The sequence below is a fragment of the Kitasatospora sp. NPDC004531 genome, from assembly GCF_053602195.1.
In genome coordinates this window covers 22,101-34,436 of sequence record NZ_JBSGDD010000079.1, presented here as the reverse complement: position 1 = coordinate 34,436, position 12,336 = coordinate 22,101, and the positions used below count along the sequence as shown (strand labels likewise).

Annotated in this window: 8 protein-coding genes; 4 read left to right on the top strand and 4 right to left on the bottom strand. The window is 73.3% G+C overall.

Annotation, left to right across the window (positions count from 1 at the left end):
* Positions 1–261: 261 nt before the first annotated feature.
* Genes ACWEMJ_RS26235 through ACWEMJ_RS26225 form a run of 3 tightly spaced genes read right to left on the bottom strand, consistent with a single transcriptional unit; the run spans position 262 to position 2,833 of the window.
* Positions 262–975, bottom strand: a complete 714-nt coding sequence (locus tag ACWEMJ_RS26235) for an FAD:protein FMN transferase (protein ID WP_452139586.1) — start codon at positions 973–975, stop codon at positions 262–264.
* A gap of 26 nt (positions 976–1,001) precedes the next feature.
* Entirely contained in the window at positions 1,002–1,472 is a 471-nt protein-coding gene (locus ACWEMJ_RS26230; protein ID WP_452139585.1) for an FMN-binding protein, read from the bottom strand.
* A 14-nt stretch (positions 1,473–1,486) separates the two neighbouring features.
* Positions 1,487–2,833 carry a ferredoxin reductase family protein gene (locus ACWEMJ_RS26225; protein ID WP_452139584.1) on the bottom strand — a complete coding sequence of 449 codons (1,347 nt, stop codon included), beginning with the start codon at positions 2,831–2,833 and terminating at the stop codon, positions 1,487–1,489.
* 179 nt (positions 2,834–3,012) lie between these two features.
* On the opposite strand from ACWEMJ_RS26225, the gene ACWEMJ_RS26220 reads away from it, so the two are divergent.
* The gene (locus ACWEMJ_RS26220; RefSeq protein WP_452139583.1) at positions 3,013–3,717 is read left to right on the top strand and encodes a response regulator transcription factor; all 705 of its coding nucleotides are present in this window, start codon (positions 3,013–3,015) and stop codon (positions 3,715–3,717) included.
* 1,281 nt (positions 3,718–4,998) lie between these two features.
* A complete protein-coding gene (locus ACWEMJ_RS26215) occupies positions 4,999–6,471 on the top strand; it encodes a sensor histidine kinase (protein WP_452139582.1) in 1,473 nt (490 codons plus the stop codon).
* Between the two features lie 613 nt (positions 6,472–7,084).
* Here the strand turns inward: ACWEMJ_RS26215 and pepN are convergent.
* Positions 7,085–9,649 (bottom strand): aminopeptidase N, encoded by a 2,565-nt coding sequence (gene pepN / locus ACWEMJ_RS26210; protein ID WP_452139581.1) that lies wholly within the window; start codon positions 9,647–9,649, stop codon positions 7,085–7,087.
* Between the two features lie 161 nt (positions 9,650–9,810).
* Between pepN and ACWEMJ_RS26205 the strand changes: the two genes are divergently transcribed.
* Positions 9,811–10,980 carry an ROK family transcriptional regulator gene (locus ACWEMJ_RS26205; protein ID WP_452139580.1) on the top strand — a complete coding sequence of 390 codons (1,170 nt, stop codon included), beginning with the start codon at positions 9,811–9,813 and terminating at the stop codon, positions 10,978–10,980.
* A 179-nt stretch (positions 10,981–11,159) separates the two neighbouring features.
* Complete coding sequence (locus ACWEMJ_RS26200; RefSeq protein ID WP_452139579.1) at positions 11,160–12,254, top strand: substrate-binding domain-containing protein; 1,095 nt, start codon at positions 11,160–11,162, stop codon at positions 12,252–12,254.
* Positions 12,255–12,336: the final 82 nt, after the last annotated feature.

The following is a 12,336-nucleotide window of genomic DNA, read 5'->3' as shown; positions in this document are numbered from 1 at the left end:
GGGGGGGGGGGGGGGGGGCCGGGCCCCCCCCCCCCCCCCGCGGTGCGGGGGGGGGGGGGGGGGGGGGGGGGGGGCCCCCCCCGCAGCGACCGCACCCCCCACGGCCGGGCGCATCCGCACCTTCGTCACCCTTCCCCTCTGCTGGTGGGTGCTCGGGTGGGTGGGTGGGCGTAGCAACCGCACCCCCCACGGCCACACTCTCCGTCACCCTCCCCATCTGCCCGGAAGTGAGGGGCACAGCCAACAGCCCCAGACCCGTCGTCAAGCAAAGCCTGGCGTCTGCTCCCGCGTCCCGTCCGGCCGGATGGCGAGTGCCGGGATGCCCCGGGCGGTCAGCCAGCGCAGCGGATCTGGCATGGCGAAGGCCGCGGTGGCCAGGGCGTCGACGCGGGCGAGCCGGGGGCCGAGCAGGGTGAGCGAGGCGAGCGTCGTGGCGGGGCGTCCGGTGTGCGGGTCGAGGATGTGCGGGCCGCGTTCGGCGGTGCCGGAGGTGGCGACGGCGAGGTCGTGGCCGGTGACGACGTGGGCCACCGTGCCGGGGCGGTGCGGGTCGGCGATGCCGATCCGCCAGGGTCCGCCGGCGGTCTGGACGTCGCCGCCGCCGCTCACGCAGTGCTGCGCAGAGCCGGCCTCGCGCAGTGTCCGGGAGGCCTCCTCGACGGCCCAGCCCTTGACCCAGCCGCTCGGGTCGAGGTGTCCGCCGGGCGTCGCCGTGAAGTAGCCGCCGGTCTCGGTGGCGAGTTCCGCGCAGCGCTCCAGCACCCACCCCACCTCGGGGTCGCACTCGCCGAGCCGGATCTTGCCGCGCCCGAGCCGACTGATCTCGCTGTCCGCCCGGTACGGCGAGAACACCGCGTCGATCCGGTGCAGCCGGTCGACGATCCGGGCCAGCGCATCGGCGGTGCCGGGGCCCGGGTCGCGGACGGTGAACGAGAACACCGTCCCCATCACATGCTCGACATGCCCGATTGTCATCTCTTCGACCGTCACTTCTTCGACCGTCACTTCTTCGCCGCCTGGTCCAGCGCGCTCTGCAACGAGCGGGTGTAACCGTCGCTGGTGTAGGTGGCGCCGGAGACCACGTCGATGTCCGCGTTCTGCGCGGCCAGCGCCTCCTGGTTGAGCTGCGGCAGGGCGTAGGTGTTGATCTCCCGGTCGCGGCGGTCCCGGGACGGGTACTGGATCACGTCGATCTTGCTGATCGTGCTGCCGTCCATCGTCAGCCGCACCTGCACCGGCCCGTACCGGGTGTTGATCGCACTGCCGGTGACGGTCCGGGTGGCACCGCCCCCCGCCGAAGCCGAGGGCGCCGACGCCGAGGCCGACGACGGCCCGGCACTGCTCGTCGTGCCTCCACCGCCCACCGACGACGAGGAGATGGCGGCCGCGTCGGACGGGTCGTGCGGTTTCAGCGACAGCAGCAGGACAACCCCGGCGGCGGTCGCGGAGGCGGTGATGACGGCTCGGCGCATGGCGGTGGGGGCTCCTAGAAGACGAAGGACTCGTGGTGGATGCGGGACGGCCGGACCCCGGCGGCCCGCAGCACGCGGACCGCCTCGCCGGTGAACGCCTCCGGCCCGCACAGGTACACCTCGTGGCGGCCGAGGTCCGGCACCAGCCGGTGCAGCGCCGCGCCGAGGTCGCCGACCTGCTCGCGGCCGCCGAGCAACTCGTGCACGCGCCGGCCCCGGCCCCGGGCGGCGACGGCCGCCAGCTCGTGGCGGAACAGCACGTCCTCCGCGTGCCGGGCCCGCTGCACCAGCGTCACCGTCCCGGGCAGCGTCTCGAACAACGCCCGCAGCGGGGTGACGCCGACGCCCGCGCCGAGCAGCAGCACCGGCCCGCCGTGGCGGCGGCGCGCGGTGAACGCCCCGTACGGCCCCTCCGCACGGACGGCCGTGCCGGGTTCGAGCGCGGCGACGGCGGCACTGTGCGAGCCCAGGCCCTTGACGGTGAAGCGCAGGAAGTGCGGGTGCGGGGGAGCGGACATCGAGTACGGGTTGGCGGCCCAGCGCAGCCCGGGCGCGAGGAACTGCAGCCGGAAGAACTGTCCCGGCTCGGCGCGCAGCTCGTCCAACCGGCGGCCGGTCAGGAACACCGACACCACCCCCGGACCCTCGGGCCGGACCTCCGCGACCCGCAGCCGGTGCCGGCGGTCGCGCAGGAACGGCAGCAGCAGCCGGTACCAGCCGAGGACGGCGGCCGTGCCGAGGTACAGCAGGAACCACAGGGCCTTGGCCTTGTTGTCGGCGAGGTCCGCGCCGGTGGTGAGCTGGTGGCCGAAGCCGAGCGCGACCGCCAGGTAGGTCGCCAGGTGCAGGTAGTACCAGGCCTCGTAGCTCAGCCGGCGGCGGGCGGCCCGGGCGGAGACGACGCCGGTGCCGAGAATCAGCAGGGTGGCGGCGGTGGCCTTCAGCATGTCGGGGAAGCGCAGGACGATCTCCACGCTCTGCTCCCACAGGCCCTGCCCGCTGGTCAGCGCGTAGCCCCAGATGATCGTCAGCACGTGCACGGTGACCAGCGACACCAGGTACCGGCCGCCGAACGCGTGCCAGCGGGCCATCCGGTCCGCGCCCACCTCGCGTTCCAGCAGGGGAACCCGGGCCATCAGCAGCAGCAGGACGGGTGCGGCGTAGCCGGCCAGCAGACCGGTGATCCGCCCGGCCCCGGTGAGCCAGTCCGCGGCGCTCGCAATTCGCGGGGTGTCGGCCCACCACAGGGCCAGCACACCGAGGGCGCCGAGCACGACCAGGGCGAGCGCACCGCGACGGACGGCGTCCGGCGGCAGGTTCCGGCGGGTGGCGGCCCGGTGCGGGGTGGTCGGTGCGGTCAACGGGCGCCCTCCTTCGGTGGTACGTCGCCACCGTGGCACCGGAAGCTCTCAATTCCCTATGAAAGGACGCCGCCGCCGAGGCCCCCGTCCGGCATCTTCGCAGGTCACGACCCTGTGTCGACCGAGATCCGGTCCGATGATCTCACCGCTTTCTCATGCCGAACCGCAAGAATGGCACCATGCAGCACGCGGACACCCCCTGGCGGGTCCTGGTGGTCGACGACGAACCCGACCTCGTCGAGGTGATCTGCGGCGCCCTGCGCTACGAGGGCTGGCAGGCCCGCGGCGTCACCGCCGGCCTCGACGCCGTCACCACCGCCGCCTCCTGGCACCCCCACGCCATCGTCCTCGACGTCATGCTCCCCGACTTCGACGGCCTCGAAGTGCTGCGCCGGGTGCAGCACACCGACCCCGAGGTCCGCGTCCTCTTCCTCACCGCCCGGGACGCCGTCGAGGACCGCATCGCCGGCATCTCCGCCGGCGGCGACGACTACGTCACCAAACCGTTCAGCCTCGAAGAAGTCGTCGCCCGCCTCCGCGGCCTCCTCCGCCGCACCCTCCCCGCCGGCCCCGCCACCCCCGACACCCTCACCGTCGGCGACCTCCACCTCGACCCCACCGCCCACGAAACCCACCGCGCCGGCACCCCCATCGACCTCAGCCCCACCGAGTTCGCCCTGCTCCGCTACCTGATGGAGCACCCGCGCCAGGTCCTCAGCAAGGCCCAGATCCTCGACGCCGTCTGGTCCTACGACTTCGGCGGCCAGGCCCACGTCGTCGAGCTCTACATCAGCTACCTCCGCCGCAAGATCGACGCCGGCCGCCCACCGATGATCCACACCGTCCGCGGCGCCGGCTACGTCCTCAAGCCCCCCACCCCATGACCCCCCGCCACCCGCCCTCCGCCACCCCAATCCCCGCACCGAACCCCGACACCCGCGCCCCACGCCCCGCCCCCGCAGCCACCACCCGGGCCCGCCGGCCGCAGTGCGTCGCTCTCGCACCGCTCCACGCCACCCCCGAACACCCCAGCCGCACGCCCACCACGTGCCGACGCGCCGCCCTTATCGGCCTGGGGACCCCCTCCACCCGCCGTGGCTCGTACACCCGGACCGGAGCCCGCAGGGCGCAGGGCCAGTCGGCACCGTTCGGTCTCGCACCGCTCCGCGCCGCCTCCGCACGCCCCAGCCGCACGGGCCCCACCCCCACCACTGCGGTCATCACACCCGCCACCGACGTCCGCGCCCCGCGCAACACGGGCCACGTACTCGGAGCAGCCACCGGCCAGGCCCGGTCGGCACCGTTCGGTCTCGCACCGCTCCGCGCCGCCTCCGCACGCCCCAGCCGCACGGGCCCCACCCCCACCACTGCGGTCATCACACCCGCCACCGACGTCCGCGCCCCGCGCAACACGGGCCACGTACTCGGAGCAGCCACCGGCCAGGCCCGGTCGGTGGCGGGCGGCCGCGCACCGGTCCGTGCCGCCCGCGAACACCCCAGCCGCACGCCCACCACGTGCCGACGCGCTGCCCTGATCAGCCTGGGGATCCCACCCACCCCCGCCACCCATCGCGGGTCGTACACCCGGACCGGAGCCCGCCGGCCGCAGGACCAATCGGCGCCGTTCGGTCTCGCGCCGCTCCCCGCCGCCTCCGCACGCCCCAGCCGCACGCCCAATCACACGGGCTCGACCCCCACCACGTGCCGACGCGGCCCCAGCTTCACGCCCGCCCTGATCGGCCTGGGGTTCCCCTCCCCCCGCCGTGGCTCGTATACCCGGACCGGGGCCCGCCGGCCGCAGGGCCAATCGGCGCCGTTCGGTCTCGCGCCGCTCCGCGCCGCCTCCGCACGCCCCAGCCGCACGCCCACCCACGCGGGCTCCACCCCCACCACTGCGGTCATCGCACCCGCCACCGACATCCGCGCCCCGCGCACGCAGCCACCGGCCCGGCCCGGTCGGTGGCGGGCGGCCGCGCACCGGTCCACGCCGCCCGCGAACACCCCGGCGGCACGCGCGCCCTTCGCGTCCTGCCCGGCGCGGTCCATGATGGTCACCGGATGACACCCGCGACCGAACGCCCCCACCCGCGCGACACCGACGTCGCGCCCGCCCCCAGCACCCCCGCCGCCGCCACCGCCGGCCACTGGCCCGAGGGGGCTGCCGGATGAGGGTTGTCGGGCGGGTCCGCACGTTGCGGGGGCGGCTGGTGGCCGGGGTGCTCGCACTGATCACCGTGATCTGTGTCGGTGTCGGCGTGGCCACCGGCGCAGCCCTGCGGCACTTCCTGGTCGACCGGATCGACGACCAGTTGAACGCCTCCGGCGGCCGCTACGCCACCAGCCTCGAACACCCCGGCCAGTGCGGGCACGACACCCGCGCCCAGTCACCCGGCACCTTCGGCGCCCGCCTGCTCGACGGCACCGTCACGCACGCCTCCGTGGTCGGCGGCATCCCGCCCGGCGACGACGACCCCGTGCCGATCGCCGGCACCGGAGGCGGTGACGCCGCCGTCCCGCTCACCGACCAGGACGTCCGCGTCCTCCGCGCCCTCCCCACCACCGGTCGGCCGCACGACATGACGCTCTCCGCACTCGGCCGCTACCGGGCCGCCGCCGTCCAGGGCCGAGAACAGGACGTACTGATCACCGGCCTGCCGCTGCACCCCGTGGACGAGACCGTGCAGCGCCTGGTGCTGATCGAACTCGCCGTGTTCGCAGCCGCGTTGGTGGTCGCCGCGGCCGTCGGCACGCTCGGCGTCCGGCTCGCGCTGCGCCCGCTGGACCGGGTGGTGGCCACCGCCGAACGGGTCTCCACGTTGCCGCTGGCCAGCGGCGCGGTCGACCTCGGTGAGCGCGTCCCGGACGACGACCCGGGCACCGAGGTGGGACGGGTCGGCGCGGCGCTGAACCGGATGCTCGGCCACATCGGCGACGCGCTGACCCGCCGGCAGGACGTCGAGGAGCGGCTGCGCGCGTTCGCCGCCGACGCCAGCCACGAACTGCGCAACCCGGTCGCGGCGGTCCGCGGCCACGCCGAACTCGCCCTGCGGCACCCGGGGCCGGTGCCCGACGAGGTCCGGCACTCGCTGGAACGGATCACCGCCGAGTCGCAACGGATGGGCACCGTCGTCGAGGACCTGCTGCTGCTCGCCCGCCTCGACGCCGGACGCCCACTGGCCACCGAGGACGTCGACCTGACCCGGATCGCCCTCGACTGCACGGCCGACGCCCGCGCCGCCGCCCCACGACACCGCTGGCGCCTGGAACTGCCCGCCGAACCCGTCACCGTCTCCGGCGACCCGCACCGACTCGCCCAGGTTGTCGCCAACCTGCTCGCCAACGCCCGCACCCACACCCCGGACGGCACCGAAGTCACCCTCCGCCTCGACACCGACCCCGTCGAGACCCGCCTCACCGTCACCGACAACGGCCCGGGCATCCCACCCGACCTGCTGCCCCACGTCTTCGACCGCTTCGTCCGCGGCGACCCCACCCGCTCCCGCCGCACCGGCTCCACCGGCCTCGGCCTGGCCATCGTCCAAGCCGTCGTCCACGCCCACACCGGCACCGTCACCGCCCACAGCACCCCCGGCACCACCACCTTCCGCATCACCCTCCCCACCCACCCACTCACCTGACCCCCACACATCCCCCTTGCCGCCACACGCTCAGCCGCCCCCCCACACACCACCCCCTGCCCGGCCCCCACCCCCACCCGCCGACGGGCCCCCGGCCCGACCTCGCACAGCGCACCACCCTCTGCCCCGCCCGCCCCTATCCGCTGGCGGGCCCCCGGCCCGTCCTCGCGCAGCGCACCGCCCTCCCCACCGCCCGCCCTCATCCGCTGGCGGGCCCCCGGCCCGCCCTCGCGCAGCGCACCACCCTCCCCACCGCCCGCCCTCATCCGCCGGCGGGCCCCCGGCCCGCCCTCGCGCAGCGCACCATCCTCTGTCCCGCCCGCCCCTATCCGCTGGCGGGTGCTCGGGCTGGCCTCGCGCAGCGCACCGTCCTCGCCCTACCCGTCCCCATCTGCTGGTGGGTGCTCGGGCGGGCGGGTGGGCGCAGCCAACAGCACCCCCCACCGCCGCCCACCCACCAGCCCATCGCCCACCCCCGTCCCACCCCCGAGCACCATCCGCCGGTGGGCGCACCCCCCGAACACACCGAGGGCCCGGAGGAACAAAGTCCCCCGGGCCCCCGTCAGGCATCCGCCTAAGGCATCCGCGTCAAGCATCCCGCGGCCTGTGCCCATCAGCGATCCGCAGCCTGCGCCTTCAGCGCCCGCTCCACCCCGGCCCGCGCCTCGACGACCTGGCGTCGCAGCGACGGCGCCGGCTCGGCCGAGGCCAGCCACGCGTCGGTGGCGTCCAGCGTCGCCTGCGAGACGGCGTACGAGGGGTACAGGCCGACGATGATCTGCTGCGAGATCTCGTGGCTGCGGGTCTCCCAGACCTCCTTCACCGAGGCGAAGTACTTCTCGGTGTACGGCGCGAGCAGCTCCCGCTGGTCGGGCTGCTGGAAGCCGGCGATGACGGCTTCCTGGACGTAGTTGGTGAGGTTGTTGGAGTCGACCACGGACGCCCACGCCTCGGCCTTGGCCTCGGCGGTCGGCCGGGAGGCCCGGCAGGTCGCGGCGTGCTCCTGCCCGGAGGAGGTGTTGTCACGGGCGAGCTCCGCGTCGATCGCGGCCTCGTCGGCGTGCCCGGTAGCGACCAGTCGGCCGAGCAGCGTCCAGCGCAGCTCGGTGTCGACGGCCAGCCCCTCGATGGTCTCGGAGCCGTCCAACAGGGCGGCGAGCAGGGCGAGTTGGCCGTCGGTGCGGGCGGAGCCCGCCAGCGCGCGGGCCCACGCGAGCTGGTGGTCGCTGCCCGCGGGAGCCTCGCGCAGCGCCGTCTCGGCGGCGGCCGCCCAGCGCTGCAGGCCGGTCTCGCGCCACGCGGGGTCGGCGTACAGTTCGAGCGCGAGCTTGACCTGGCGGTGGACGGACTGGACCACGCCGATGTCGCTCTCGCGGCGCAGGCCGGACAGCGCCAGCGACAGGTAGTCGCGGGTGGCGAGTTCGCCGTCGCGGGTCATGTCCCAGGCGGAGGCCCAGCACAGCGCGCGGGGCAGCGAGTCGGTGAAGTCGCCGAGGTGCTCGGTGACGACGGCCAGCGAGTCCGCGTCGAGGCGGACCTTCGCGTAGGAGAGGTCGTCGTCGTTGAGCAGCAGCACGGCGGGCCGCTGCCGGCCGGTCAGCTGCGGGACCTCGGTGCGCTCGCCGTCCACGTCGAGTTCGATCCGGTCGGTGCGGACCAGGTCGCCGTCGACCAGCTCGTACAGGCCGATGGCGATGCGGTGCGGGCGCAGCACGGCCTCGCCGCGGGCGCCGGCGGGCAGCGCGGGGGCTTCCTGCAGGACGGCGAAGGACTCGATGACGCCGTTCGCGTCGACGACCAGCGAGGGCCGCAGCACGTTGATGCCGGCGGTCTCCAGCCAGGCCTTGGACCAGGTGCGCAGGTCGCGGCCGCTGGCCTCCTCAAGGGCGCCGAGCAGGTCGGTGAGGCGGGTGTTGCCCCAGGCGTGGCGCTTGAAGTAGGCGCGCACGCCCTCGAAGAAGGCGTCCTGGCCGACGTACGCCACCAGCTGCTTGAGCACCGAGGCGCCCTTGGCGTAGGTGATGCCGTCGAAGTTGACCTGGACGTCCTCCAGGTCGTTGATCTCCGCCATGATGGGGTGGGTGGACGGCAGCTGGTCCTGCCGGTACGCCCAGGTCTTCATCTGGTTGGCGAAGGTGGTCCAGGAGTGCGGCCACTTGGAGTCGGGGGCCTCGGCCTGGCAGACGGCCTCGGCGAAGGTGGCGAACGACTCGTTCAGCCAGAGGTCGTTCCACCACTCCATGGTGACGAGGTCGCCGAACCACATGTGGGCGAGCTCGTGCAGGATGGTCGCGGCGCGCAGCTCGTAGGAGGCGTCGGTGACCTTGGAGCGGAAGACGTACTGGTCGCGGAGGGTGACGGCGCCCGCGTTCTCCATCGCGCCGGCGTTGAACTCCGGGACGAACAGCTGGTCGTACTTCGCGAAGGGGAAGGCGAAGTCGAACTTCTCCTGGAAGTAGTCGAAGCCCTGCTTGGTGACGGCGAAGATCGCGTCGGCGTCGAGGAACTCGCGCAGCGAGGGGCGGCAGTAGACGCCGAGCGGCACGCTCTGCGCGCCGTTCTCGTAGCTGTCGAACACGCCGACGTAGGGGCCGGCCACCAGCGCGGTGATGTAGGTGGAGATCCGCGAGGTGGGCTCGAAGGTCCACACCCGGGTGTCGCCGTCGCCGGCGGGCTCGGGGGTGGGCGAGTTGGAGACCACGACCCAGCCGGCGGGGGCGGTGACGGTGAAGGCGAACGAGGCCTTCAGGTCGGGCTGTTCGAAGCCGGCGAACACCCGGCGGGCGTCCGGGACCTCGAACTGGGTGTACAGGTAGGTCTCGCCGTCGGCCGGGTCGACGAAGCGGTGCAGACCCTCGCCGGTGTTGGTGTAGGCGCAGTCGGCGACCACCCGCAGCTCGTTCTCGGCGGCCAGGTCGGGCAGCGGGATCCGGCTGTCGGCGAAGCTGTCCAGCGGAAGCGCGCGGCCGTTGAGGACGATCTCCGAGACGGCGGGGGCGACCAGGTCGATGAAGGTGGAGGCGCCGGGCTCGGTGGCGGTGAACCGGACCACCGTGGTGGACCGGAAGGTGCCGCCCTCGCGCGCGGAGCTCAGGTCGAGCTCGATGTCGTACGCGTCCACGTGCAGGAGTGCGGCCCGGGTGCGGGCCTCCTCACGGGTCAAGTTGGTGCCAGGCACTCGCAGGACTCCTTCGTCTGAGCTTGGTTACCGGGCATCCTCCCACGTGCGTAACGATCCGTGTTCGTACTTGACTCCCCCTCCGATCGGTACCGGAGCATAGGGTTCAGAAGTTGAAGCTGAGCTCTGCACGAACGCAAGTGCGCCCTGGAGGGTGGAACATGTCGACGGACACACCGGGATCGCAGTCCTCGCTGCACCGGGCGAATCTCGAACGGGTGCTGCGGGCGGTGCGGATGGCCGGATCGCTGACCCAGGCCGAGATCGCCCGGGGCACGGGACTGTCGGCCGCGACGGTGTCCAACATCGTCCGGGAGCTCAAGGAGTCCGGCACCGTGGTGGTCGCCGACACCTCCTCGGGCGGGCGCCGGGCGCGCAGCGTCTCGCTCAGCGGCGACGCCGGGATCGTGGTGGGCGTGGACTTCGGCCACACCCACCTGCGGGTGGCGGTCGGCAACCTGGCGCACCGGGTGCTGGCCGAGGAGAGCGAGCCGCTGGACGTGGACGTCTCCGCGCAGCAGGGCTTCGACCTGGCCGAGCGGATGGTGGCGCGGCTGCTGGAGCAGGCCGGCTTCCGGAGCGACAAGGTGATCGGCGTGGGCCTGGGCGTGCCCGGCCCGATCGACCAGCAGACCGGCGAGCTCGGCTCGACGGCGATCCTGCCCGGCTGGACGGGCGTGATGCCCGGTCAGGAGCTGGCGCAGCGCCTGGGCGTGCCGGTGCACGTGGACAACGACGCCAACCTGGGCGCGCTGGGCGAGCTGGTCTGGGGCGCCGGGCGGGGCCTGGGCGAGCTGGCGTACATCAAGGTGGCCAGCGGCGTCGGCGCCGGCCTGGTGATCAACGGCCAGATCTACCGGGGCCCGGGCGGCACCGCGGGCGAGATCGGGCACATCACGCTGGACGAGGCGGGCCCGGTGTGCCGCTGCGGCAACCGCGGCTGCCTGGAGACCTTCGTCGGCTCCCGCTACCTGCTCAACCTCTTGAACGCCAACCACCCGGGCGAACTGACGCTCGGGAAGGTCGTGCAGCTGGCCCGGCAGGGCGATCTGGGCTGCCGCCGGGTGATCGCCGACGCCGGCCGCCAGATCGGCATGGGCGTGGCCACCCTGTGCAACCTGCTCAACCCCCGCCGGGTGATCCTGGGCGGAGACCTGGCCGAGGCCGGTGAGCTGGTGCTTTCCCCGATCCGCGACTCGGTGGCGCGGTACGCGATCCCCAGCGCCGCCCGCCAGCTGTCGGTGGTCCCGGGCACCCTCGGCGGCCGTGCCGAGGTGCTGGGCGCGCTGGCCCTGGTGATGAGCGAGATGGGGGAGCCCGGGGGGCTCTGAGTGGCCCCGCACGGCCCGGAAGTGACTGCCCGGTATCGGAGAAGCCTTCAGGAAGATAACGAAAGGGTCTGAATCCCCGGGCCTGATGCTTTACTTGTTGACGACAAGCTCGGTGACGGGGTTGACTCCTGCCCACCTCGCCGCAACGTTGCGGCTCTGTCAGGGAGGCACCCCCCACCATGAACGCAATGATGCGTCGCGTTGTCGTCGGCACCGCCGCCGTCTCGATGGCTCTGACCATGGCCGCCTGCGGCAAGGCCGGCGGTGACAAGAAGGACGGCGCGGCCTCGGGCAACAACAAGTCGATCGGCCTGCTGCTGCCGGAGAACGCGTCCTCGACCCGCTACGAGTCGTTCGACAAGCCGTTCATCGAGGCCAAGGTCCGCGCGCTCTGCTCCGACTGCAAGGTCGAGTACAGCAACGCCGAGGGTTCCGCCTCCAAGCAGAAGCAGCAGTTCGACACCCTGATCGCCCAGGGCGTCAAGGTGATCATCCTGGACGCGTTCGACGCCAAGTCCACCCAGTCCTGGGTGAAGGAGGCCGCCGACAAGGGCGTCAAGGTCATCGCGTACGACCGCCTGGCCACCGGCCCGGTCTCCGCGTACGTCTCCTTCGACAACGAGAAGGTCGGCGAGCTCCAGGGCCAGGCCCTGGTCGACGCCCTCGGCGCCAAGGCCGCCGACGCCAAGATCGTGATGATCAACGGTGACGACGCCGACCCGAACGCCGGCAAGTTCAAGTCCGGTGCGCACAAGGTGCTGGACAGCAAGGTCAAGCAGGTCGTCTACGAGCAGAGCGGCGAGTGGAAGCCCACCGTCGCGGGCCAGAAGATCGGCGCCGCCATCTCCTCGCTCGGCAAGGACGGCTTCCAGGCCGTCTACTCCGCCAACGACGGCATGGCCGGCGCGATCATCACCCAGCTGAAGGCCCAGGGCGTCAACGTCCCGGTCGGCGGCCAGGACGCGGGCCTGGACGCGATCCAGCGCCTGGTCTCCGGCGACCAGGCCTACACCATCTACAAGGCCTACAAGCCGCTGGCCGAGGGCGCCGCCGAGCTCGCGGTCGACCTGCTCCAGGGCAAGGACATCAAGGGCGTCGCCACCGCGACGGTCGACAGCGACACCGACAAGGGCATCCCGGCCTCCCTGCTGGAGCCCAAGGTCGTCACCAAGGCGAACATCAAGGACACCGTGATCGCCGACAACCTGTACAAGGTCGCGGACATCTGCACCGCCGACTTCGCCGCCGCCTGCACCGCGGCCGGCCTGCAGTAATTCCCGCCCGGCGGGGGCTTCCTGACCACCCGGAAGCTCCCGCCGGCCTTTTGTGTTCAAGCAGTCCCACCCCGCGCGCCCG

Coding starts and splice junctions, on each gene's coding strand:
- ACWEMJ_RS26235 (WP_452139586.1), bottom strand. CDS start 975: ATGACAATCGGGCATGTCGAGCATGTGATGGGGACGGTGTTCTCGTTC.
- ACWEMJ_RS26230 (WP_452139585.1), bottom strand. CDS start 1,472: ATGCGCCGAGCCGTCATCACCGCCTCCGCGACCGCCGCCGGGGTTGTC.
- ACWEMJ_RS26220 (WP_452139583.1), top strand. CDS start 3,013: ATGCAGCACGCGGACACCCCCTGGCGGGTCCTGGTGGTCGACGACGAA.
- ACWEMJ_RS26215 (WP_452139582.1), top strand. CDS start 4,999: ATGAGGGTTGTCGGGCGGGTCCGCACGTTGCGGGGGCGGCTGGTGGCC.
- ACWEMJ_RS26205 (WP_452139580.1), top strand. CDS start 9,811: ATGTCGACGGACACACCGGGATCGCAGTCCTCGCTGCACCGGGCGAAT.
- ACWEMJ_RS26200 (WP_452139579.1), top strand. CDS start 11,160: ATGAACGCAATGATGCGTCGCGTTGTCGTCGGCACCGCCGCCGTCTCG.